The following is a 24,136-nucleotide window of genomic DNA, read 5'->3' as shown; positions in this document are numbered from 1 at the left end:
TATTTTGGATATGCGCAGACAGTTGGCCCGTATCGCCGGGCTGGTATTATTGGCTATGTGTTGGGCACCGTTGAGTTGGGCCGCGCAAGGATGGCAACCGCTGGCGGAGAAGATCAACAAGAGCGAGCACGATCCGCGCCAGTACGAGGCGATCAAGCTGGCTAACGGTATGACGGTGCTGCTGGTGTCAGACGCCCAGGCGCCGAAGTCGCTGGCGGCGCTGGCGTTGCCGGTCGGTTCTCTCGAAGATCCGAACAGCCAACTGGGGTTGGCGCACTATCTGGAGCATATGGTGCTGATGGGCTCCAAACGCTATCCAGAGCCGGAAAACCTGTCCGAATTCCTGAAAAAGCATGGCGGCAGCCACAACGCCAGTACGGCCTCTTATCGCACCGCCTTCTATCTGGAAGTGGAAAATGACGCGTTGGAGCCGGCGGTCGATCGCATGGCCGACGCCATTGCCGAGCCGCTGCTCGATCCGGGCAACGCCGATCGCGAGCGCAACGCGGTGAATGCCGAATTGACGATGGCGCGTTCGCGCGACGGCATGCGTATGGCGCAGGTCGGCGCGGAAACTCTTAACCCGGCGCACCCAAGCGCGCGCTTCTCCGGCGGCAATCTCGACACGCTGAAAGACAAGCCGGACAGCAAGCTGCACGATGAATTGACCGGCTTCTATAAGCGCTACTATTCCGCCAACCTGATGATGGGCGTTTTGTACGGCAATCAGCCGCTGTCGCAGCTGGCTGACATTGCGGCGAAAACCTTTGGCCGCGTGCCGAATCACGACGCCAGCGTGCCGCCGATCACCGTGCCGGCCGTCACGCCGGAACAGCAAGGCATCATCATTCACTATGTCCCGGCGCAACCGCGCAAGCAGCTGAAGATCGAGTTTCGCATCGATAACAACAGCGCCGCGTTTCGCAGCAAAACCGATACCTACATCAGCTACCTGATCGGCAACCGCAGCAAGAACACGCTGTCCGACTGGCTGCAGAAACAGGGGTTGGCGGACGCCATCAATGCCGGCGCCGATCCGATGGTGGATCGCAACGGCGGCGTCTTCGCCATCAGCGTTTCCCTGACCGACAAAGGCCTGGCCAAGCGCGACGAGGTCGTCGCCGCCATCTTCAATTACCTGAAAATGCTGCGCAGCGAAGGCATCAAGCAGAGCTACTTCGATGAAATCTCGCATGTTCTGAACCTGGACTTCCGCTATCCGTCGATCACGCGCGACATGGACTATATCGAATGGCTGGTAGACACCATGCTGCGCGTGCCGGTTGAGCATGCGCTGGACGCGCCTTACCTGGCCGATCGCTATGATCCTAAGGCGATCGCCGAACGCCTGGACGCCATGACGCCGCAAAATGCGCGCATCTGGTTCGTCAGCCCGGATGAACCACACAACAAGACGGCCTATTTCGTCAATGCGCCTTACCAGGTCGACAAAATCACGCCGCAGCGTTTCACGCAGTGGCAGCAACTGGGCAGCGGCATTTCCCTGTCATTACCGGCGCTCAACCCGTACATTCCAGATGACTTTACCCTGACCAAGCCGTCGCACGAGTTCAAAAAGCCGGAAATGGTGGTGGATAAACCCGGTCTGCGCGTGCTGTACATGCCGAGCCGCTACTTTGCCGACGAGCCGAAGGCCGACGTCACCGTCGCTTTCCGCAACGCCAAAACCATGGATTCCGCGCGCAACCAGGTATTGTTCTCGCTGACGGATTATCTGGCCGGTCTCGCGCTGGATCAACTGAGTTATCAGGCGTCGGTCGGCGGGTTGAGTTTCTCGACCTCACCGAATAACGGCCTGATGTTTAACGCCAACGGCTTTACCCAGCGTCTGCCGCAGTTGCTGACGGCGCTGATCGAGGGCTATTCCAGCTTCACGCCGACGGAAGATCAGCTGGCGCAGGCCAAGTCCTGGTATCTGGAGCAGTTGGACGCCGCCGAGAAGGGCAAGGCGTTCGAGCTGGCCATTCAGCCGGTGCAAATGATTTCACGCGTGCCGTACTCCGAGCGCAGCGAGCGCCGCGAGGTGCTGAAGACGCTGACGCTGAAAGACGTGCTGGCCTATCGCGACAGCCTGCTGGCCGAGGCCACGCCGGAGCTGTTGGTGGTGGGCAACATGAGCAAGCAACAGGTCGATACGCTGGCGTCGACGCTGAAACATCGCCTGGGCTGTACCGGCATCGAATGGTGGCACGGCGAAGACGTGGTGGTGGACAAGAATCAGCTGGCCAACCTGCAACAGGTGGGCAGCAGCACCGATTCGGCGCTGGCGGCGGTCTACGTGCCGACCGGCTACGACGAAGTGACCGGCATGGCCTACAGCTCGTTGCTGGGGCAGATCATTCAGCCGTGGTTCTACAGCCAACTGCGCACCCAGGAGCAATTGGGGTATGCGGTCTTCGCCTTCCCGATGTCGGTGGGGCGCCAGTGGGGCGTCGGCTTCCTGCTGCAGAGCAACAGCAAGCAGCCGGCCTACCTGTACCAGCGCTATCAGGATTTCTACCCGAAAACCGAGAAGCGTCTGCGTGAAATGAGCGAGGCCGATTTTGAGCAATACAAACAGGCGCTGATCAATGAACTGAAGCAGCGGCCGCAAACGTTGAGTGAGGAAGCCAGCCGGTTCGCCAACGATTTCGACCGCGGCAATTTCGCTTTCGATACCCGGCAAAAGCTGATCGCGCAGGTGCAACAGCTGACGCCGGCCAAACTGGCGGATTATTTCCATCAGGCGGTGATCCAGCCGCAAGGGCTGACGGTGCTGTCGCAGGTCAGTGGCAGCGGGCAAGACAAAGCGGATTACGCGGCGCCTAAGGATTGGGTCACCTATCCGAACGCCTCTGCATTGCAGCAGATCCTGCCGCGCAAAGTGGCGACGCCATGACGGAAATCGCCCCGCAAAGGCTGGAGCCGCTGACGTTACCGCTGTTCGGCGAACGCCTGATCGAGGCGTCGGCGGGCACCGGCAAAACCTTCACCATCGGCGCGCTGTATCTGCGTTTGCTGCTGGGGTTGGGCGGTGAAGCAGCGTTTTCCCGTCCGCTGACGGTCGAAGAAATCCTGGTGGTGACCTTTACCGAGGCCGCCACCGAGGAGCTGCGCGGGCGCATCCGCGACAATATTCACGGGCTGCGCATCGCCTGCGTGCGCGGTAAAGACGCAGAATGCAAAAATCTGCTATTTATCGAATTGATGGAAGAAATCGACGATTTGAGCGACGCCGCCTCACAGTTGCTGGCGGCGGAGCGGCAAATGGACGAAGCGGCGATCTACACCATCCACGGTTTTTGCCAACGGATGTTGACCCATAACGCCTTCGAGTCCGGCATGCTGTTTGAACAAACGCTGGTGCAAGACGAATTGCCGCTGCGGCGGCAGGCCTGTGCAGATTTCTGGCGCCGTCATTGCTATCCGTTGCCGCTGGGCGTGGCGCGTGCGATCAGCCAGGAGTGGAGCGGCCCGGAAGCGTTGCTGGCAGATCTTTCCGGTTATCTGCACGGCGAAGCGCCGGCGCTGCGTCGGCCGCCGAAAGACGAAGAAACCGTATTGATGCGCCATGAGCAGATCGTTGCGCGCATCGACGCCATCAAGGCGCAATGGCGGGCGGCGGCGGGCGATCTGGAGGCATTGATCGCTCAGTCCGGCGTCGATAAGCGCAGCTACAGCAGCAAGCACCTGCCGAACTGGCTGAACAAGGTCGGCGAATGGAGCGGGCAGGAAACCCAGGATTACCAGTTGCCGAAGGAGTTGGACAAGTTTCGCCAGTCGGTGCTGTTGGAGAAGACCAAGAAAGGCGAACCGCCGCGCCATGCGCTGTTTACAGCGATCGACGAGCTGTTCGATGAGCCGTTGACGTTGCGTGATTTAATCATGGCGCGTGCCCTCAGCGAAATCCGCACCTCCATTCAGCAGGAAAAGCGCCAGCGCGCCGAGTTGGGTTTTGACGACCTGCTCAGCCGGTTGGACGGCGCCCTGCAAAGCGGCGGTGGCGAACAGCTGGCGCAGGCGATCCGCCAGCGTTACCCGATGGCGATGATCGATGAATTCCAGGATACCGATCCGCAGCAATACCGTATTTTCCAAAAGCTTTACGTCGGCCGGCCCGATTGCGGCCTGCTGTTGATCGGCGATCCCAAGCAGGCTATTTACGCCTTTCGCGGCGCCGACATCTTCACCTACATGCGTGCGCGTTCAGAGGTGAGCGCCCACTATACGCTGGAGACCAACTGGCGCTCGTCGCCGTCGATGGTCGCCAGCGTCAATCACCTGTTTTCTCAGGTAGAAAAACCTTTCCTGTTCGGCCAAATCCCCTTTATCGAGGTCAACGCGGCGGAAAAGAACCAAGGGCTGGCGTTTGAGCTGCACGGCAAGCCGCAACCGGCGATGCAGTTCTGGCTGCAGCAGGGAGAAGGCGCGGGTGTAAGCGATTACCAACAGCTGATGGCGCGCCTGTGCGCCACGCAAATTCGCGACTGGCTTAGCGCCGGGCAGCAGGGGCTGGCGCGGCTGCATGGCGGCAAGGAATCTCGGCCAGTACAAGCCTCCGATATTACGGTGCTGGTGCGCAGCCGGAATGAAGCGGCGTTGGTGCGTGATGCGCTAAGCGCATTGTCCATTCCGTCGGTCTACCTGTCCAACCGCGACAGCGTGTTCGACACCCCGGAAGCCAAAGACCTGCTGTGGTTGCTGCAGGCGGTGTTGGCGCCGGAGCAGGAACGCACGCTGCGCAGCGCTATGGCCACCGGGCTGATGGGGCTGGATGCGCCGACGCTGGACGGCCTGAGCCGCGATGAGCGCGCCTGGGACGCGCTGGTTAACGAATTCGATAATTACCGCACGCTTTGGCTGCGCCGCGGCGTATTGCCGATGCTGAGCGAGGTGATGAAAGCGCGCCAGCTGGCGGAGAACCTGTTGGCCAGCCCCGGCGGCGAGCGGCGTTTGACCGATGTGCTGCATCTGGGAGAGCTGTTGCAGGAAGCGGCGGCGCAGCTCGACAGCGAGCATGCGCTGGTACGCTGGCTGGCGCAGCAGATCGCCCAGCCCAATCGCCAGTCCGACAATCAGCAGCTGCGGCTGGAGAGCGACCGGCATCTGGTGCAGGTGATCACTATTCACAAGTCCAAGGGGCTGGAGTTCGATCTGGTGTGGTTGCCGTTCGTCGGCAATTTCCGCCAGCAGCAGCAGGCGCTGTATCACGATCGCCACAGTTTCCAGGCGTTGCTGGATCTCGATGCCAATGAAGAGAGCCAGGCCTGGGCGGAGGAGGAGCGCTTGGCGGAAGACCTGCGTCTGCTGTACGTGGCGCTGACCCGCTCGGTGTACCACTGCAGCATCGGCATCGCGCCGTTGTTCCAGGGCACGCGCAAGAAGCAGGGCGATACCGATCTGCACCGCAGCGCATTAGGTTATCTGGTGCAGGGCGGGCAGCCCGGCGACGCCGTGTATCTGCAGGAGCGCCTGCAGCAATTGGCGGGTGGCGGCATTGCGCTGTCGCTGGTTGAATCGCCGGACGAAGCGCCCTGGCAGCCCCAGACGGCGTTGGCCGAAGCGCTGGCGGCGAAAAGCTTTACCCGGCGGATCCAGGATTTTTGGCGGGTGACCAGCTATACCGGTTTGCAGCAGCACGGCGCGAGCCTGATGCAGGATCTGCTGCCGCGTCTGGATATCGACGCCGCCGGCGAGCGGGGGGAAGAAAGTGAGCCAGCGCTTACACCGCATACCTTCCCGCGCGGCGCGACGCCCGGCACCTTCCTGCACAGCCTGTTTGAAACGCTGGACTTCACCCAGCCGCTCGACGAACAGTGGCTGCTGGAACAGCTGCAACAGCAAGGGTTCGCTGAACACTGGCAGCCGATTTTGCTGACGTGGATGCAGGTGTTGCTCAACACGCCGCTCGATGGCAGCGGCGTGACGCTGGCGGCGCTAACGCCGCAGCACAAGCAGGCGGAGTTGCAGTTCTATTTGCCGATTAACCGGCTGTTGCAGGCGCAGGAGCTCGATGCTCTGGTGAAGCGTTACGATCCGCTTTCCGCTCGCTGCCCGGCGCTGGATTTCCATCAGGTGCAGGGCATGTTGAAAGGCTTTATCGACCTGGTGTTCTGTTGGCAGGGCAAATACTACCTGCTGGACTACAAGTCCAACTGGCTGGGGGAAGACAGCAGCGCTTATACCCGGCCGGCGATGGAGCAGGCGATGGCGGAGCATCGTTACGATCTGCAATACCAGCTCTACACGCTGGCGTTGCATCGCTATCTGCGTCATCGGCTGCCGGATTATGATTACCGGCGCCACTTCGGCGGGGTGATTTATCTGTTCCTGCGCGGCGTGGATGCGGCGCACCCGGGCAACGGCATTTTCACCTGTCTCCCCGAATTTGAGCTGGTGGCGGGAATGGATCGCTTGTTCAGCGGCGAAGCTGCGGCGGCGGAGGAAGAATCATGATCGCACTGCTGGAGCAGGCGGTGGCGCTTGGCGCGCTGCGGCCGCTGGACGTGCAGTTTGCCCGCGTGGTGGCGAGCGAAGACGAACCCGATATTTTGCTGGCCGCTGCCTGCCTGAGCGCAGAGGCGGGGGCCGGTCACGTCTGCTTGATGCTGGATCAACTGCAGGCAGACACCCTGTTTGAAGGGCGCCAGCCGGCGCTGGCGCTGGCGATGTGGGAAGCCGCCGGGCGACCGGATAGCGCGCGTTGGCAACAGCGTTTGGCGGCCAGTGCGGCGGTCGGAGACGGCAGCGGCGCTACGCCGCTGGTGCTGCGCGGGCCGCGTTTATATCTGCAGCGCATGTGGCAAAACGAAGGCGAAGTGGCGGCGTTTATCGGCGGTGAAGGCGAATCGCTGGCGGTGCCGGAGGCGGAGCTGCGTGCCATTCTCGATCGCTTGTTCGGCGCGGCGAGCGACGAGCCCGACTGGCAGAAAATCGCCGCAGCGGTGGCTGCAACGCGGCGCATTGCGGTCATTTCCGGCGGGCCGGGCACCGGTAAAACCACCACCGTCGCCAAACTGTTGGCGGCGCTGGTGCAACTCGATGAAAGCGCCCGCTTGCGCATTCAGCTGGCGGCGCCGACCGGCAAGGCGGCGGCGCGCCTGACGGAGTCGCTCGGCAGCGCCAGCCGTCAGCTGGCGCTGGCCCCGGCGCAGCAGGCGCTGTTCCCGACCGAGGCGGCGACGCTGCACCGTTTGTTGGGGGCGCAGCCGAACAGCCAGCGCATGCGCTATCACCGCGGCAACCGGCTGCATTTGGATGTGTTGGTGGTGGATGAGGCCTCGATGGTCGATCTGCCGATGATGGCGCGCCTGATTGCCGCGCTGCCCGACCAGGCTCGGGTGATTTTCCTTGGCGACCGTGACCAGTTGGCCTCGGTGGAGGCCGGTGCGGTGTTGGGGGACATTTGCCGTTTTGCCGAGCAGGGATACAGCGATGCGCGCGCGGCGGAGCTGAGCCGCCTGACCGGTTGTGCGATCGAAGGGCAGCAGGCTGACGCGGAAGCGGCGGTGCGTGACAGCCTATGCCTGCTGCGCAAGAGCTATCGCTTCGATGCCCGCTCCGGCATCGGCCAACTGGCGTTGGCGGTTAACGCCGGTGCCGGGGATCGCGCGCTGGCGGCACTAAACGGCAGTTTCGGCGATGTCGCGGGCTATGCGCTGGCGACGAGTGAAGAGTATCAGGCGCTGTTGGATGCCTGCGTAGCGGGCTATCGCGATTCTCTGCGGCTGACCGCCGAAGGCGCGGACGCGGCGACGGTGCTGGCGGCCTTTGGCCGTTTCCAGGTGCTGTGCGCGTTGCGTGAAGGGCCGTTCGGCGTCGCCGGCCTGAACGAGCGCATTGAGCTCGGGTTGCAGCGCGCCGGTCTGATCGACCGCAAGCCGGGCGTGCTCGGCCGCTGGTACCGAGGGCGGCCGGTGATGATCGGCCGCAACGACAGCGCGCTGGGGCTGTTCAATGGGGATATCGGCATTACGCTGCCGGATGCGCAGGGGGAACTGCGCGTGCATTTCCAACTGCCGGACGGCAGCATCAAATCGGTGCAGCCGAGCCGTTTACCGGCGCATGAAACCGCCTATGCCATGACGGTGCACAAGTCCCAGGGATCGGAGTTTGACCATACGGTCCTGGTATTGCCGAATCACTTCCTGCCGGTGCTGACGCGCGAGCTGGTTTATACCGCGATCACCCGTGCGCGCAAGCAGCTCTCGCTGTACGCTACGGAGGCGGTGCTGTTGCGGGCCATTCGCACGCCGACCCAGCGTCGCAGCGGGCTGGCTGAACGGCTGCAGACAGCGGAATAAGCGGCAAAAGGGCGCGGCAATGAACGGCCGCGCCCGCAGGGATTACAGATCGGCCAGCAGGATTTTGGAACGGCGCTGGTAGTTGTACAGCGCCTGTTTTTGCATCGGCAGCACGTCGACCTCCGCCGGAGTGAATCCGCGCTCCTGGAACCAGTGGATGCTGCGGGTGGTCAGCACGAACAGCTTTTTCAACCCCATCTGCCGCGCCTGGTTTTCTACCCGCTGCAGCAGCATTTCGCCGCGCGAGGAGCTGCGGTAATCGGGATGCACCGCCACGCAGGCCATTTCACCGATTTTTTCCTCCACGAACGGGTACAGCGCCGCGCAGGCGATAGTCAGGTTATCGCGTTCGATAATGGTGAATTTGTCGATCTCCATCTCCAGCTGTTCACGCGAACGGCGCACCAGGATGCCCTGCTGCTCGAGCGGCCGGATCAGCTCCAGGATGCCGCCGATGTCGTTGATCGTCGCCCGGCGCACCTGTTCGGCACTCTCCATCACGATTTGGGTGCCGATGCCGTCGCGCGAGAACAGTTCCTGCACCAGCGCACCGTCTTCCTGATAGCTGATCAGGTGGCTGCGGCGCACGCCGCTGCGGCAGCCTTTCACCGCGCCGCGCAGGAAACGCACGGTGCCGGAATGGTAATCGCCGCCTTCCTCCAGCTCTTCAAGGCGCTTTTGCGCATCGTTGGGGAACAGCTCGGAAAGGATATTGCCTTCGGCATCGGTTACGCCCTGCGAGGAGCAGAAACCGATCATTTTTTCCGCTTTCAGCTTGATCGCCAACTGGGTAGCCACTTCTTCTGACGTCAGATTGAAGCTCTCGCCGGTGACCGAAACCGCGACCGGGCCGATCAGCACGATGGCGTTGCTGTCGAGCTGACGGTGGATTGCGTCTTCATCGATGCGGCGAATGCGGCCGCTGTGGCAGTAGTCGATGCCGTCATCGACGCCCAGCGGCTGCGCGATGATGAAGTTGCCGCTGACCACGTTGATATGCGCGCCCTGCAGCGGCGTGTTGTTGAGGCTCATCGACAGCCGGGCGGTGATGTCGAGCTGCAGCAGGCCGGCAGCCTGCTTGACCAGTTCGAGCGTATGGGCGTCGGTCACGCGGGTGTGTTTGTGGTAGATCGGCTCATAGTTATGCTGAGCCAGATTGGCGTCGATTTGCGGCCGCGCGCCGTAAACCACCACCAGGCGAATGCCCAGGCTATGCAGCAACCCGATATCGTTGACGATGTTGGAGAAATTCTCGTGTTCGATGGCTTCCCCGCCGAGCATGATGACAAACGTCTTGCCGCGGTGGGCGTTGATATAGGGGACTGAGTGACGGAATCCTTGCACCAGCTCTGTACTACGTTCCTTCACGGCCAAACCTCTTTGCATATTTATACGGTATTTTTGTATTTTTATTCTTTTATTGTGCCGATGGCAAGTGGGAAATCGTCATGAAGAGTGTGCTAAGGGCGCTAAATCGTTAATAAATTGAAAAACCATAAAAAGATTTTCTGATGACAGGGCTGGAATGATTGGTTAAAGTTTTCGGCATCCCCATTTCATTGGTGTTTTTTTCATCTGTTGTAAACAGCTATTACTGCCGGAGCCGCATGCCAAACTCTAATCACAATCTGGGCCGCCGTCGTTTATTACAGGGCGTTGCCGCCAGCTGGTTGCTGAGTGTGAGTCGTACGGGCTTCGCCGCATCATCGCACGTGATCGCCGTGCGCGTCTGGCCATCCTCCACCTATACCCGCGTCACGTTGGAATCCAACGTCGAACTCAAATACAAGCAGTTCGCCCTGACCAATCCCGATCGCGTGGTGGTGGATATCGAAGGCGTTCACCTCAACAGCGTGCTGAAAGGCATCGCCGGGCAGGTGCGCGCCGACGATCCTTATCTCAAGCAGGCGCGCGTCGGCCAGTTTGATCAGAATACCGTGCGGCTGGTGCTGGAGCTCAAACAAAGCGTCAGCCCGCATATTTTCACGCTGGCGCCGGTGCCGGAGTATCGCAACCGTCTGGTGATGGATCTCTATCCGACCAAGGTCGGCAGCGGCGGTGAGGAGTATGATCCGCTACTGGCGTTACTGGAAGATTACAACAAGGGCGATCTGGAGCGCACGCTGCCGCCGGAAGCGCCGCAGGCCGGCAAGGCGGGGCGCGATCGGCCGATCGTCATCATGCTGGATCCTGGCCACGGCGGCGAAGATCCCGGTGCGATCGGCAAGTACAAGACGCGCGAGAAAGACATCGTGCTGCAGATTGCCCGCAAGCTGAGCGCCATGATCAAGCGCGAGCCGAACATGAAGGTGTTCATGACGCGCAACGAAGACGTGTTTATCCCGCTTAAGGTGCGCGTCGCCAAGGCGCGCAAGCAGCGTGCGGACCTGTTCGTTTCGATTCACGCCGATGCCTTTACCAGCCGCGCGGCGCGCGGTTCATCGGTGTTCGCGTTGTCCACCAAGGGCGCCACCAGTTCGGCGGCCAAGTTCCTGGCGCAGACACAGAACGCGTCGGACCAAATCGGCGGCGTCAGCAAGAGCGGCGACCGCTATCTCGACCACACCATGTTCGATCTGATCCAGACCGCGACCATCAACGACAGCCTGAAGTTCGGCAAGGAAGTGTTGAATCGGATGGGCAAAATCAACCGGTTGCACAAGAATCGCGTCGATCAGGCCGGTTTTGCGGTGTTAAAGGCGCCGGATATCCCGTCGATCCTGGTGGAGACGGCGTTTATCAGCAACATCGAAGAGGAGCGCAAGCTGCGCACCAGCCATTTCCAACAGCAGGTGGCGGAGTCGATTCTGGCAGGCATCAAGGCTTATTTCGCCAACGGCGGCGCGCTGGCGAGCCGATAACGGCAGGGCCGGGCGCGAGTCCGGCTATTTTCGCGGATTGCAGATACAAAAAAACACCCGTCAGGGTGCTTATCTGTTGTCATCAAGAGTTGGTTGCGGGGGCCGGATTTGAACCGACGACCTTCGGGTTATGAGCCCGACGAGCTACCAGGCTGCTCCACCCCGCGTCCGATGGATGCGCACTATACTCTCCATGCGTTTTGTTGCAAACCCTTTTTGCATTTTATTGCCCTAAACCCGTTTTTCTGCTGAATTTGCCCGCAATTTGCCTTCTTTTTCATCACTATCCTCCGTGCGGGTTTTTTTATTTGCAGCGATTCCTTTATCAATGAGCGTTTGTTATCGTTCAGCCGGTAGATCATATCAGTTTGAGAGTGTGCGCGATGAAAGGACGTTGGGGCAAATACCTGCTTGGCGGGTTGATGGTGGCGGTGTTGGCGGGCTGTTCGTCCAAGCCGACCGATCGGGGTCAGCAATATAAAGACGGCCGTCTGGATCAATCGCTGGAGCTGGTCAATCAGCCCAACGCCAAAGGTTCGCCGGTCAACGCCAAGGATTATTCTGATCAGCTGATGGAGATCAAGTACGCGTCGCCTTCGCTGTTTAATCGCAACAACAGCACTTATCAGGCGGTGCAAAGCTGGATGGCGTCCGGCGCCGACACGCGCATGCTGAGCCAGTATGGCCTCAGCGCTTACCAGATGGAAGGCGTCGACAATTACGGCAACGTGCAGTTTACCGGCTACTACACGCCGGTGGTGCAGGCGCGCTATACCCAGCAGGGCGAGTTCCGCTATCCGCTGTACCGTATGCCACCGAAGGGCAGGGGGCGCCTGCCGGATCGCGCGGGCATCTATTCCGGCGCGCTCGACGATCGCTATATCATCGCTTACACCAACTCGCTGATGGACAACTTCATGATGGAAGTCCAGGGCAGCGGCTACGTCGACTACGGCAATGGTCAGCCGCTGGTGTTCTTCGGCTACGGCGGCAAAAACGGCCACGCCTATCGCAGCATCGGCAAGGTGCTGATCGATCGCGGCGAAGTGGCCAAGGCGGACATGTCGATGCAGGCGATCCGTCAGTGGGCGGATACCCACAGCGCCGCAGAGGTGCGTGAGTTGCTGGAGCAAAACCCGTCGTTCGTGTTCTTCCGTCCGGAAGCTTTTGCGCCGGTGAAGGGCGCCAGCGCGGTGCCGTTGGTTGCCAAAGCCTCGGTAGCGTCCGATCGTTCGCTGATTCCGGCGGGCACCACGCTGCTGGCCGAAGTGCCGCTGCTGGACAACAAGGGTAAATTCACGGGAAAATACGAGATGCGCCTGATGGTCGCGCTCGATGTGGGCGGTGCCATCAAGGGCCAGCATTTTGACATGTATCAGGGCATCGGGCCGGAAGCCGGTCACTCGGCGGGATATTACAACCACTACGGCCGCGTTTGGGTGCTGAAGAACAATGGCGGCGGCCAGCTGTTCAGCGCCAATCAGTCAAACGGCGGCGGTTCGTTGTTGGCCACCCGGTAAACGCACGCGGCGTGAAAGATTGACCCGCAAGGGCCGGATTTTCCGGCCCTTATCATTTGCATTACGAAGGTAATTAAAGCGTTATGAGCACAGCTTATTCGGAAGCCTATCTGCAGCGTTTCGGCGGTACGGCGCGGTTGTACGGCCAGCAGGCGCTGGCGGTGTTCGCGCAGGCGCATGTCTGCCTGATCGGCATCGGCGGCGTGGGTTCCTGGGCGGCTGAGGCGCTGGCGCGCACCGGCATCGGCGCCATCACCCTGATCGACATGGATGATGTCTGCGTCACCAATACCAATCGTCAAATCCACGCATTGCGTCAGCATGTCGGGCAATCCAAAACCGAGGTGATGGCGGAGCGCATCCTGGCGATTAACCCGGAATGCCGGGTGACCTGCATCGATGATTTCATCACTCCGGACAACGTCGCCGAGCTGCTGGACCATAACTTCAGCTATGTCATCGACGCGATCGACAGCGTGCGGCCGAAGGCGGCGCTGCTGTCCTACTGCCGCCGTTTCAAGATCCCGGTGGTGACCACCGGCGGCGCCGGCGGGCAAATAGACCCGACTAAAATCGACGTGGCCGATCTGGCGAAGACCATTCAGGATCCGCTGGCCGCCAAACTGCGCGAGCGGCTGAAACACGATTTCAACGTGGTGAAGAACGGCAAGGGCAAGCTGGGCATCGACTGCGTCTTCTCCAGCGAGCCGCTGGTTTATCCGCAGCCGGACGGCTCGGTGTGCGCTTCGCGCAGCACGGCGGAAGGGCCAAAAAGGATGGATTGCAGCGCGGGTTTCGGCGCGGCGACCATGGTCACCGCCACCTTCGGCTTCGTCGCCGTATCGCACGCGCTGAAAAAGATGCTGGCGAAGGCGGCGCGTCAGGCGTAACGGGCGGCGATCGCCTGCACGGCGGCGGCCAACGCCGCCAGGCCGCTGGCGCGCGTGGCGCTAAGCTGAGCGCGCAACGCCAACCGGTCGAACAGTGCCAGCGGATCCAATGCGGCGATCTGCTGCGGCGTTTTCCCTTCCACTTCGGTCAGCAGCACCGCCAGCAGGCCGCGCACGATGCGCCCTTCGCTGTCGCCATAGAAATGCAGCGTGCCGTCTTCCAGCAACTGGTGTCCCAGCCAGACGCGGTTTTCACAACCGCTCAATTCCATTTCTTCGCTGCGTAAGCTTTCTGGCAGCGGCGGCAGCCGTTTCGCGAGCATGATCAGCTGGCGGTAGCGGTCCTCCCACTGTTTCAGCGCGCTGAAGGTGGCGATCAACGCGTCGGCGGTGACCTCTCGGCCAAAAGGATGGGGGGCGAGCATAGCGTCTCCGGGAGTCAAGTCAGTCGGCCAGCAGGTCGAGGGCGTGAGTCAACGCGCTGACCAGCGTATCGACGTCCTGTTGCGTATTGTAGGGGGCGAACGACGCGCGCAGCGTGCCGCTGACGCCTAACGCCGCCATCAGCGGTTGCGCGCAGTGTTGGCCCGCGCGCAGCGCAATGCCTTGTTCCGCCAGCAGTGTGACGATGTCGCTGTGGTGTACGCCGGCGATGTCGAACGCCAGCAGGCTGGAGCCGGAACTGCGGAAGCTGCGAAAACCCGGCAGCTGCGCCAGGCGCTGTTCCGCTCGATCCGCCAGTTCGCGGCTGTAGCGCTCCGCCGCCGCCATGTCCTGTTCGCTGAGCCAGGTGAGCGCCGCGGCCAATCCCAGCACGCCGGCGATGTTTGGCGTGCCGGCCTCGAAGCAGTGCGGCGGTTTTTGCGGGGTAAAACCGTCGAACGACGCCTGGGTCAGCATCTTGCCGCCGCCTTGCCAGGGCGCCATTTGCGCCAACAGCTCGGCTTTGCCGTACAGTGCGCCGATGCCGGTCGGGCCATACAATTTGTGGCCTGAGAAGGCGTAGAAATCGATGTCGAGCCGCTGTACGTCGGCCGGGCCGTGCACCACGCCCTGTGCGCCGTCGATCATCACGCGCGCGCCGGCGGCATGCGCCAGCGCGATTGCCGGCGCCAGATCCGGGCAACCGCCGGTGACGTTGGACATTTGCCCCAGCGCCAACAGGCGGGTTTTCTCGTTGAGCAGGGCGGGCAGCTGCGTCAGGTCCGGCAGCCGGTCGGCGCCGATCGGCAGTTTCACCACGTGCGCGCCGGTTTGCTCCGCCACCATCAGCCAGGGGATCAGGTTGGCGTGGTGTTCCGCCTCGCTCACCAGGATTTCATCGCCCGGCTGCAGGCGTGGGCGCAGGTAGCTCTGCGCCACCAGGTTGATCGCCTCGGTGGTGCCGCGCGCCCAGATGATGTCATCGGCCGACGGCGCATTGAGCAGCCGTGCGACCTGGCCGCGCGCCAGCTCGAAGCGGGCGGTCAGATCCTGCGCCGCCCGATGTTGGCTGCGGTGCACGGTGGCGGCGTCATCGCGATAAAACTGCTGCGTGGCGTCGATCACCGCCTGGGGTTTCAACGCGGTGGCGGCGCTGTCCAGATAGATGCCGTCCTGCGCGAGCGCGGGAAACTGTTGGCGAAAAAGGCTGGGGTTAAAAGGCGTCATACCCTGATTGTCACTGGCTTGAGTCGATGGGTGATCCTGTCCTATTTTGCCGTCTGAGACAAGCGATCCCGTCCATTAGGAGTTATCGCCTGGCAAAATTGGGAAAGTTTGTTATGCTATTAAATGTGCGCTAATTAATCGCATCTATACAGATAAAAGGTATTTATCAGCATTTAAAACTACAAAGGAGTCCTCAATGAAGAAAACAGCCGCAGTTATCTCTGCCCTGATGCTTACGTTCACCCTGGCCGCCTGTTCCAGCAACTACGTGATGCATACCAATGACGGACGTACCATTGTCGCTGACGGTAAGCCTAAAGTGGACAACGACACCGGTATGATCAGCTATAAAGACGCTAACGGCGTCGAGCAGCAGATCAACCGCGCCGATGTGAAAGAGATGGTTGAAAGCAACCAGTAATCGTCAGGCAAAAAAAAAGCACCGCAAGTTTTGCGGTGCTGCATAAAATCACTATGGACAGACAGGGTAAATGTACAGGAAGTGAAAAAACAGTAGCCTAGCTACCATGTCCGGAATCGCCGGACAATTTGCAAACACAACATCACAACCACAAGCCAAAAGTTCATCGGCGTCCTCGACACCCACTCCCTTTTCGTTCCGGCCCGGGAAGTGCCGCCACTATAGGTATTTGCTGGCGCATCCTCAACGGACAAATTATAATGGCTCGGATTAAAAAAACTAATGGCAATACGCCGTTAGCGTTTACCGATGGCTTGCCACACAAAGCCGCCCGATTTTCGGCACCGAATCATTCGGATTAATGTTACACAAAAGTAGCTAATTTAATGTCTAAACGCTTACCTCCCCTCAATGCGCTGCGCGTGTTCGATGCGGCCGCTCGCCACCTGAGTTTCACCAAGGCGGCGGAAGAGCTGTTCGTGACTCAGGCCGCGGTGAGCCACCAGATCAAGTCGCTGGAGGACTTCCTCGGGCTGAAGCTGTTTCGTCGGCGCAACCGCTCGCTGCTGCTGACCGAAGAGGGGCAAAGTTACTACCTCGATATCAAGGAGATCTTCTCTTCGATCAACGAGGCGACACGCAAGCTGCAGGCGCGCAGCGCCAAGGGGGCATTGACCGTCAGTCTGCCGCCGAGCTTCGCCATTCAGTGGCTGGTGCCGCGCCTGTCCGGCTTTAACTCAGCTTATCCGGGCATCGACGTGCGCATCCAGGCGGTGGACCGCGAAGAGGACAAGCTGGCGGACGATGTCGACGTGGCGATTTTCTACGGCCGCGGCAACTGGCCGGGGCTGCGCGCCGAGCGTCTGTATGCGGAATATTTGCTGCCGGTTTGTTCGCCGAGCCTGCTGACCGGCGATCATCCGCTGAAAACCGCGGACGATCTGGCTTATCATACCTTGCTGCATGACGTTTCACGCCGCGACTGGCTGGCGTATACGCGCCAACTGGGGTTGCAGCACATCAACGTGCAGCAGGGGCCGATCTTCAGCCACAGCGCCATGGTGGTGCAGGCGGCGGTGCACGGCCAGGGTGTGGCGCTGGTGAACAACGTGATGGCGCAAACCGAGATAGAAGCCGGTCGCCTGGTGTGCCCGTTCAACGATGTGTTGGTCAGCAAAAACGCTTTTTATCTGGTATGTCATGACAGCCAGGCAGAACTGGGTAAAATAGCCGCCTTCCGGCAGTGGATCCTGGCGCGCGCCGCCAGCGAACAAGAAAAGTTCCGCTTCCGCTACGAACAATAAGGCCGGCCGCCGCCTTGCCGCGGCCGGTGATTTTTAATGGGATAGATCACGATGAGCAGCCGTTCCATGCTGGTTTTCGCCGCTATCAGCGGCTTTGTGTTTGTCGCGTTGGGCGCATTCGGCGCGCATGTGCTGAGCGGTACGCTCGGCGCCAACGAAATGGCCTGGATCCGCACCGGGTTGGAGTATCAGGGGTTCCACACTCTGGCCATCCTGGCGCTGGCGGTCGCGATGCAGCGCCGCGTGAGCCTGTGGTTTTACTGGAGCGGGGCGCTGCTGGCGCTCGGCACCGTGTTGTTTAGCGGCAGCCTCTATTGTCTGGCGCTGTCGCACCTGAAGGTTTGGGTATACATCACGCCGGTTGGCGGCGTGTGCTTCCTGATCGGCTGGATATTGATGTTGATTGGCGCTTTGCGTCTGAGGAAAAAGGCCGAGCGCCATGAATAAGATTGCGTTGTACTGCCGTCCCGGTTTTGAGAAAGAGTGTGCGGCGGAGATCACCGACAAGGCCGCCCAACTGGAGATTTACGGCTTTGCGCGGGTAAAAGAGCACAGCGGCTACGTGCTGTTCGAATGCTACCAGCCGGATGACGCCGACCGGCTGGCGCGGGAAATTCCGTTCCGCGAACTGATTTTCGCCCGTCAGATGATCGTGGTGGGCGAGCTGCTGCGCGATCTGCCGCCGGAAGATCGGGTATCGCCGATCGTCGGCATGCTGATCGGCGTGGTTGATCGCGGCGGCGAGCTGCGGGTGGAAGTGCCGGACACCAACGAAAGCAAAGAGCTGATGAAATTCTGCCGCAAGCTGACGGTGCCGCTGCGCGCCGCGATGCGCGAGCAGAAGGTGCTGATGGCGCGCGAGAACCCGACCCGCCCGGTGGTGCACGTGTTCTTCATCGCGCCGGGCTGCTGCTACGTCGGTTACTCCTACAGCAATAACAACTCGCCGTTCTATATGGGCATTCCGCGTCTGCGCTTCCCGGCCGATGCGCCGAGCCGTTCGACGCTGAAGCTGGAAGAAGCGTTCCATGTGTTCATCCCCGCCGACGAGTGGGACGAACGCCTGGCCAGCGGCATGCACGCGGTCGATCTGGGCGCCTGCCCGGGCGGCTGGACCTATCAGCTGGTGAAACGCAGCATGATGGTACACTCGGTGGATAACGGCCCGATGGCGCCGAGCCTGATGGAAACCGGCCAGGTGACGCATCACCGCGCCGACGGCTTTAAGTTCGAGCCGAACAGCAGCAAGATCTACTGGCTGGTGTGCGACATGGTGGAGAAACCGGCGAAGGTGACCAGCCTGATGATTCAGTGGCTGGTGAAAGGTTGGTGCCGCGAAGCGATCTTTAACCTTAAGCTGCCGATGAAAAAGCGCTATGAGGAAGTGTCGCAAAACCTGATGAGCATCCGCGAAGCGCTGGGCGCCGCCGGCATCAGCGTCGAAGTGCATGCCAAGCAGCTGTACCATGACCGCGAAGAGATCACCGTGCACGTGCGCCGCATGTGGTCGGCGGTGCCGGGCCGGCGCGACGAGCGCGATTAATCGCGTTAAGCTTGATGAAGGGCGCTGCTTGCAGCGCCCTTATTGTATCGGCAGGCGCAGTTGCTGCAGGTTGCCGTCCAGCGACAGGTCGGTGCGCAGCGTGGCGACTCGTTTGCTGACGTAGGCCAGCTCGCGGTGCTGTTCCAGCTTGCCGCGCCATTTCGCCGGCACCTGCTCCAGGTGCTGATACAGCCCGTCCAGGCTGCCCGATTGTTGCAACAGCAGCACGGCGGTTTTCGGCCCGATGCCGGCCACGCCGGGGATCTTGCTGCTGCCAATTCCCGCCAGCCCCCAATAGTCCGGCAGCTGCTGCGGCTGCACGCCGAATTCCTGCTGCACGAAGGGCATATCCAGCCAGCGTTTCTGGAAATAATCGCGAATTTGCACGTTCGGCGCCAGCAGCTGGCAGTAGCCTTTGTCGGTGGAGACGATGGTCACCTGATGGCCGCCGCCGGCGACCTTCGCCGCCAGCGTAGCCGCCAGATCGTCCGCTTCATTGCCGGGGGAATGCCAGCTGGCGACGCCCAACTCGGCGAAGGCCTCGCGCAGCTGCGGCATCTCCTGCTGCAGGTTTTCCGGCATCGGTGAACGCCCGGCCTTGTAGTCCGGCAGAATTTGGTGACGCCAGCTGTCGCTGCGGTCGTCCTCGTCGAATACCGCCACCGCGTGGGTCGGGCGGCTGTGCTGGATCAGCTGCTGCAGCGCATGGCGGCAGGCGCTGACGCAAGGGGAGCCCTGCACGGCGTGAATGCGGCGGATGAGGTTCAGGGCGTCGACAATCAGTAGGTGTATCATCATGGGCTGTCAGGTCGGAAAAAAACAGGGCGGCTGTTACGCCGCCCGGGATTGAGGGTCAGGCTACGATTTCGTAGCAGGGCACATAGGCGCTGCCCGGCAGCTTCATGCGGTGCTGGGCGACAAAGCCCTGCAGCAGGCTGTCCATTTGCTTCATCATTTGCGGTTCGCCGTGCAGCTTGTACGGGCCGAACTGCTCGATGGCGTGGATACCGTTTTCCTTCACGTTGCCGGCGACGATGCCGGAGAACGCGCGGCGCAGCGCGGCGGCCAATTGCTCCGGCGGCTGGTTCGGATACAGGTTGAGGTTTGCCATGTTCTCGTGAGTCGGCTCGAACGGCAGCTGCAGATCCGGCGCGATGCGGATCGACCAGTTAAAGCTGTAGGCGTCGCCAGTGTTGCGGCGGTTTTCCTTCACCAGCGGCATGGCTTTCTTCATTTGCCGCGCCACTTCTGCCGGATCGTCGATGATGATGGTGTAGTGGCGGCGCGCAGCGTCGCCCAGCGTGTTCATGATGAACTCGTCCAGCACGCGGAAGTAGTCGGCGCTCTCTTTCGGCCCGGTCAGGATCAGCGGCAGCACCTGTTCGCTGTTCTCCGGGTTCATCAGGATACCCAGCAGGTACAGCAGCTCTTCGGCGGTGCCGACGCCGCCCGGGAAGATGATGATGCCGTGCGCGATGCGCACGAAGGCTTCCAGGCGTTTTTCGATGTCCGGCATGATCACCAGCTCGTTGACCAGCGGGTTAGGCGGCTCGGCGGCGATGATCGACGGTTCGGTCATGCCGATGAAGCGGCTGTTGCGGTAACGCTGCTGCGCGTGGCCGACCGCAGCGCCTTTCATCGGCGCTTCCATGGCGCCCGGCCCGCAGCCGGTGCAGATGTTCAACTCGCGCAGGCCCAGCTGGCTGCCGACCTTGCGCGCGTAGAGGTATTCGTTCTCGTTGATCGAGTGGCCGCCCCAGCACACCACCATATTGGGATCTTCATCCAGGTGCAGCGTGCGTGCATTGCGCAGGATCGAGAACACCAGGTTGGTGATGTGGGCCGAGTTTTCCAGGTTCAGGTGCTGGAAACGGCCGGCGCTGGCGATTTGGCCGTGCACGAACAGGATGTCGCGCAGCACGGCGAACAGGTTGGCCTGCAGCGAGCGGATGATACGGCCGTCGACGAACGCCTCTTCCGGCGGGTTGACCAGCTCCAGCTTCACCCCGCGTTCGCGGCGCAGCACGTTGATGTCGAAGGTTTCATAGCGCGACAGCAGCTGTTTGCTGTTGTCGGTCTGGCTGCCGGAGTTCAACACGGCCAGCGAACAGTTGCGGAACAGGCGGTACAGGTCGCTGCTGGCGGTGCGCTTCAGCATGTCTACTTCCAGCTGCGACAATAAATCCATAGAGCCAAGCGGGCTGATGTGTGTAATCAAGGTAACTCCTTTGCACCCGGTGCGGGGCGGTAGTAATCCATACGCAGCAAAACAGCATCTCGTTATGGTTGGCGTGCTGCGGCGCAGCGGGCGCTGTGCCCGGCCGCAGCCTCGTTTTAACCTTACCGCCGTCCCCGCGCTTTTACCAACACAAACCGCTCGTTAGCTCAGTTGTTGAGCAATGTTTCGCACTTATTGGCGCGCCAGGCGGCCATGCCCGGGAGTGAACTCGACATGGCTGCGCCACGGGTTGATATCCAGCCCGCCGCGGCGAGTATAGCGGGCGTACACCGTCAGGCTTTGCGGCCGACAATAGCGCATCAGATCGTTGAAGATGCGCTCGACGCACTGCTCGTGGAACTCGTTGTGGTGGCGAAAGGAGACCAGGTAGCGCAACAGCGCTTCGCATCTGCTGTCACCTTGGTCAGAGATAGGTACAATGGCCGCCAGTTTAACGTATGCGAGAAAGAATATGGACCATGATGTATCGCACGCTCTGCGTGAATTCACTCAACGTTATGTCGAGTTGTGGCAGCAAGCGCGCGGCCACGCGCCGGCCAGCCAGGCGCTGTACGGCGTGCCGTCGCCCTGCATCGTGGAGAACCGCGAGGACGAAGTGCTGTGGTTGCCGCAGCCTTTCGAGCCGGCGGCGACGCTGGAGAAGGTCGAGGCCGCGCTGGAGCTGCGTTTGCAGCCGGACGCGCACCGTTTCTACACGCAACAATACGCGGGCGATATGAGCGCCCAGTTTGGCGAGCATCGCCTGAGCCTGCTGCAGGTCTGGAGCGAGGATGATTTCATCCGCCTGCAGGAGAACCTGATCGGTCATCTGGTGACGCAAAAGCGCCTCAAGCTGTCGCCGACCCTTTTCCTGGCGACCACCGAATCCGAGATGACGATGGTGTCGCTGTGCAACGTCAGCGGCAACGTCGTGCTGGAACAATTCGGTAGCGATAAGCGCACCCTGTTGGCGGCGACGCTGGGGAATTTCCTCGATGCGCTGCGCCCCGTGCTGGACTGAAGCGCGTCGGATTCACCGCCGATCGTGTAAGAGATCTCTCACACGGGCTGTGAGAGATCGCTCTTAATTTTTTTCACCTCGTTTAGAACAATGAGATTATTGTTATCCAGATCAATTGGTTAGAATTTCTTTAGGATAACTCTTAGTGTTAATTTAGTGTGAGATGTCTCCCAAACCCTTGTGATTCCGGGGAATTTAAGCGATCTTATCGTTACCGGCATGGAACCGGCGGAGCAGGAAAGCATCAGGATGATGCAGCTTCAGGAAGAAGAAAGGGATGCGCTCAGGCAAGAGCGAAGGATGGCGTCAGGAGATGCCCAGGATGTTTCAGGATAGAAACCAGGGACACCTCCAGGACGGAGATTGAGAGCCGGCACAGGACTGTCGGTGGGTCAGGAAGGCTGAGGAACCGCGTCAGGACGATGCTGCAGGATGATGCAAGGACCACTTGGTCAGGATGGCCGCAGGAAAAGTTTTCAAGGATTGAGCAGGGAGCACGCTGTGTAGCGGGATAGCTATAAAACGAACCGGGGGCACTGTTAACGCAGTGCCCCCAACTTTTTGTTCTATCCCGCCGCGCGTGCGCCCCGCCTTAATCTATCGCCAGCGCTAACCAATCGCACCCAGCGTATCGCCTGCGCTCTGCTTTTTCGGCAGCAGGAACAGCGTGGCGTAGATATCCAGCAGGTAAATCGCCGCCAGCAGGCTGATGGCGGCGGTAAACGACACCTGCGTCACCAGCGCACCGATCACCAATGGCCCCAGCCCGCCGACGCCGCGCCCCAGATTGAACAGGATGTTTTGCGCGGTGGCGCGCGCCTGCACCGGATAGGTATCGGAAATCAGCGCGCCGTAGCCGCCGATCATGCCGTTGACGAACAGGCCCATCAGCGCGCCGGCGAACAGCATCAGCATCGGATCGCTCAACTGGGCGTAACCTATCACCATCACCACGGCGCCTACCTGATAAAGCACGAAGATCTTCCAGCGGGCGAAGCGGTCGGCCAGGACGCCAAACAGCCAGATGCCGAAGGTCATGCCAACGACCGTCACCGCCGTCCACAGACCGGACTTGGTGAGCGAAAAGCCGAAGTTTTTCGCCAGGTAAGTCGGCATCCAGATCATCAGCCCGTAGTAGCCGAAGTTCTGCACCGAACAGAGAATGAAGATGCCGATGCTGGCTTTGCTGGTGGCGCGATCCTTAAACAACAGACGCAAACGCTGTAGAAAAGAGAGCGGCTGCCCGGCGTCTTTCTGCCGCACGAACTCTTCCGGCTCGCCCAGCGTACGGCGGATCAGGAATGACGCCAGCGCCGGCAGCAGGCCGACCAAAAACATGCCGCGCCAGCCGATATGTTCCAGCAGCAGCGGCGTCAGGAAGGCGGCCGCCAGCACGCCCAACTGCCAGCCCATGCCGACGTAAGCCGAGGCGCGGTTGCGTTTTTCCGCCGGCCAGGCTTCGGCGATCAGCGCCATGCCGATGCCGAACTCGCCGCCCAGCCCGATACCCGCCAGGGTGCGGTAGGCCAGCAGATCCCAATACCCCTGCGCCACGGCGCACAGGCCAGTGAACAGCGAAAACATCAGGATGGTGAGGGTGAGCACCCGGATGCGGCCAAAGCGATCGCTAAGGTGGCCGAAGATCACGCCGCCCAGCACCGCGCCGATCAGCGTCCAGGTGACCAGCGAACCGGCGGCCGATGAGGTTAATCCTAATTCGATGCTGATGGCCGGCAGCATAAAGCCGAGGATCAGCAGGTCAAACCCGTCCATGGCATAACCGGTGACCGAGGCCAGCATGGCCTTACCGGGCGTCGCGTGGTTTTTTTTCTCTGTTATTACGGACATGAATCTTTATCTGTGTGGTGAGTTCGGTGGGCCTATTGTGCCGCGCGGCGGCGAGCGCCACCAGATAAAAACGGCGGCCGGCCTCAGGCGCGCCGAATTTGGGCTATAAAAATGCTATGCTTTGCCGCCTTTCAGCCAGCGTGCTGGATACCATGATGAAAAGAGATCGGGAATGCAGATGAGTATACATAATCAGGTTCGCCGCAGTTTGCAGGCGATTGAACAATCCATGCGCGATCTGGCTTTGTGGCAGGCCGCTCCGCCCGAGCCTGAGGCTTTCTCCAGCACCGAGCCGTTCTGCATTGACAGCATGTCGGCCGAAGCCTGGTTGCAGTGGGTGTTTCTGCCGCGCATGTATGCGCTGCTGGACGCCGCAGCGCCATTGCCGACGCGCTTCGCCATCACGCCTTATTTTGAAGAGGCGTTGAAGGAGCGTGAGCCGAGCAGCCTGCCGCTGTTGGTGCTGCTGCAGCAGCTGGATTTGATGTTGAATAAAGAGCCGTAATTCGCCGGCGGCGCGCAGATTTTTGCCGCCCGGCAGTGTAGAGTACTCGCGC

At 60.9% G+C, this 24,136-nt stretch carries 18 protein-coding genes, 1 tRNA gene and 1 pseudogene; 12 read left to right on the top strand and 8 right to left on the bottom strand.

Translation table 11 applies throughout. The features are described from left to right. Positions 1-10: 10 nt before the first annotated feature. The 3 genes from ptrA to recD are packed head-to-tail and all read left to right on the top strand — an operon-like array spanning position 11 to position 8,303. Positions 11-2,899, top strand: a complete 2,889-nt coding sequence (ptrA, locus tag AAIE04_RS21770) for a pitrilysin (protein WP_498577672.1) — start codon at positions 11-13, stop codon at positions 2,897-2,899. After that, positions 2,896-6,456 carry an exodeoxyribonuclease V subunit beta gene (gene recB / locus AAIE04_RS21765; protein ID WP_498577671.1) on the top strand — a complete coding sequence of 1,187 codons (3,561 nt, stop codon included), beginning with the start codon at positions 2,896-2,898 and terminating at the stop codon, positions 6,454-6,456. Before ptrA ends, recB begins: the two co-directional genes overlap by 4 nt. Next, positions 6,453-8,303, top strand: a complete 1,851-nt coding sequence (gene recD / locus AAIE04_RS21760) for an exodeoxyribonuclease V subunit alpha (RefSeq protein WP_498577670.1) — start codon at positions 6,453-6,455, stop codon at positions 8,301-8,303. The genes recB and recD overlap by 4 nt, the downstream gene beginning before the upstream one ends. Positions 8,304-8,345: 42 nt before the next feature. On the opposite strand, the gene argA is transcribed toward recD, so the two are convergent. Continuing rightward, entirely contained in the window at positions 8,346-9,689 is a 1,344-nt protein-coding gene (gene argA / locus AAIE04_RS21755) for an amino-acid N-acetyltransferase (protein ID WP_498577669.1), read from the bottom strand. A gap of 221 nt (positions 9,690-9,910) precedes the next feature. On the opposite strand from argA, the gene amiC reads away from it, so the two are divergent. Further along, the gene (gene amiC / locus AAIE04_RS21750; protein WP_019455729.1) at positions 9,911-11,164 is read left to right on the top strand and encodes an N-acetylmuramoyl-L-alanine amidase AmiC; all 1,254 of its coding nucleotides are present in this window, start codon (positions 9,911-9,913) and stop codon (positions 11,162-11,164) included. Between the two features lie 90 nt (positions 11,165-11,254). Here the strand turns inward: amiC and AAIE04_RS21745 are convergent. Then, positions 11,255-11,331, bottom strand: a tRNA-Met gene (locus AAIE04_RS21745). 216 nt (positions 11,332-11,547) lie between these two features. Here AAIE04_RS21745 and mltA point away from each other — a divergent pair. Next, the gene (gene mltA / locus AAIE04_RS21740) at positions 11,548-12,684 is read left to right on the top strand and encodes a murein transglycosylase A (RefSeq protein WP_019455730.1); all 1,137 of its coding nucleotides are present in this window, start codon (positions 11,548-11,550) and stop codon (positions 12,682-12,684) included. Positions 12,685-12,767: 83 nt separating this feature from the next. Continuing rightward, the gene (gene tcdA, locus AAIE04_RS21735; RefSeq protein ID WP_498577668.1) at positions 12,768-13,574 is read left to right on the top strand and encodes a tRNA cyclic N6-threonylcarbamoyladenosine(37) synthase TcdA; all 807 of its coding nucleotides are present in this window, start codon (positions 12,768-12,770) and stop codon (positions 13,572-13,574) included. On the opposite strand, the gene csdE is transcribed toward tcdA, so the two are convergent. Both csdE and csdA read right to left on the bottom strand, forming a co-directional pair. Continuing rightward, entirely contained in the window at positions 13,565-13,999 is a 435-nt protein-coding gene (gene csdE, locus AAIE04_RS21730; protein ID WP_198636909.1) for a cysteine desulfurase sulfur acceptor subunit CsdE, read from the bottom strand. The genes tcdA and csdE overlap by 10 nt on opposite strands. A gap of 19 nt (positions 14,000-14,018) precedes the next feature. Further along, positions 14,019-15,224 (bottom strand): cysteine desulfurase CsdA, encoded by a 1,206-nt coding sequence (gene csdA, locus AAIE04_RS21725; RefSeq protein WP_063917941.1) that lies wholly within the window; start codon positions 15,222-15,224, stop codon positions 14,019-14,021. A 196-nt stretch (positions 15,225-15,420) separates the two neighbouring features. Here csdA and AAIE04_RS21720 point away from each other — a divergent pair, with 196 nt between their 5' ends. From AAIE04_RS21720 to rlmM, 4 genes are all read left to right on the top strand, one after another. Then, entirely contained in the window at positions 15,421-15,645 is a 225-nt protein-coding gene (locus tag AAIE04_RS21720) for a YgdI/YgdR family lipoprotein (RefSeq protein ID WP_004931891.1), read from the top strand. 386 nt (positions 15,646-16,031) lie between these two features. Next, positions 16,032-16,949, top strand: a complete 918-nt coding sequence (locus AAIE04_RS21715; protein WP_004931894.1) for a transcriptional regulator GcvA — start codon at positions 16,032-16,034, stop codon at positions 16,947-16,949. A 51-nt stretch (positions 16,950-17,000) separates the two neighbouring features. After that, on the top strand, positions 17,001-17,396 hold the full coding sequence (locus AAIE04_RS21710; protein ID WP_025160235.1) for a DUF423 domain-containing protein: 396 nt from the start codon (positions 17,001-17,003) through the stop codon (positions 17,394-17,396). Next, positions 17,389-18,492, top strand: coding sequence for a 23S rRNA (cytidine(2498)-2'-O)-methyltransferase RlmM (gene rlmM / locus AAIE04_RS21705; RefSeq protein WP_019455735.1), 1,104 nt, complete (start codon positions 17,389-17,391; stop codon positions 18,490-18,492). Before AAIE04_RS21710 ends, rlmM begins: the two co-directional genes overlap by 8 nt. Positions 18,493-18,531: 39 nt before the next feature. Here rlmM and xni read toward each other — a convergent pair whose 3' ends face one another. The 3 genes and pseudogenes from xni to queF all read right to left on the bottom strand — a co-directional run. Continuing rightward, positions 18,532-19,290, bottom strand: a complete 759-nt coding sequence (gene xni / locus AAIE04_RS21700; protein WP_498577667.1) for a flap endonuclease Xni — start codon at positions 19,288-19,290, stop codon at positions 18,532-18,534. 55 nt (positions 19,291-19,345) lie between these two features. Continuing rightward, a complete protein-coding gene (gene ppnN, locus AAIE04_RS21695) occupies positions 19,346-20,710 on the bottom strand; it encodes a nucleotide 5'-monophosphate nucleosidase PpnN (protein WP_019455737.1) in 1,365 nt (454 codons plus the stop codon). Between the two features lie 192 nt (positions 20,711-20,902). Beyond that, positions 20,903-21,115: pseudogene (gene queF, locus AAIE04_RS21690) on the bottom strand (NADPH-dependent 7-cyano-7-deazaguanine reductase QueF); the annotation flags it as partial. A 67-nt stretch (positions 21,116-21,182) separates the two neighbouring features. On the opposite strand from queF, the gene syd reads away from it, so the two are divergent. Beyond that, on the top strand, positions 21,183-21,731 hold the full coding sequence (gene syd / locus AAIE04_RS21685) for a SecY-interacting protein (RefSeq protein ID WP_063917938.1): 549 nt from the start codon (positions 21,183-21,185) through the stop codon (positions 21,729-21,731). Positions 21,732-22,340: 609 nt separating this feature from the next. Here syd and AAIE04_RS21680 read toward each other — a convergent pair. Beyond that, a complete protein-coding gene (locus AAIE04_RS21680) occupies positions 22,341-23,579 on the bottom strand; it encodes an MFS transporter (RefSeq protein WP_025160236.1) in 1,239 nt (412 codons plus the stop codon). A gap of 178 nt (positions 23,580-23,757) precedes the next feature. Here AAIE04_RS21680 and AAIE04_RS21675 point away from each other — a divergent pair, with 178 nt between their 5' ends. Continuing rightward, positions 23,758-24,084, top strand: coding sequence for a YqcC family protein (locus AAIE04_RS21675; protein ID WP_025160237.1), 327 nt, complete (start codon positions 23,758-23,760; stop codon positions 24,082-24,084). Positions 24,085-24,136: the final 52 nt, after the last annotated feature.

Source organism: Serratia sp. Ae19-1, assembly GCF_059801225.1.
This window is presented reverse-complemented; position numbering and strand designations above follow the sequence as displayed.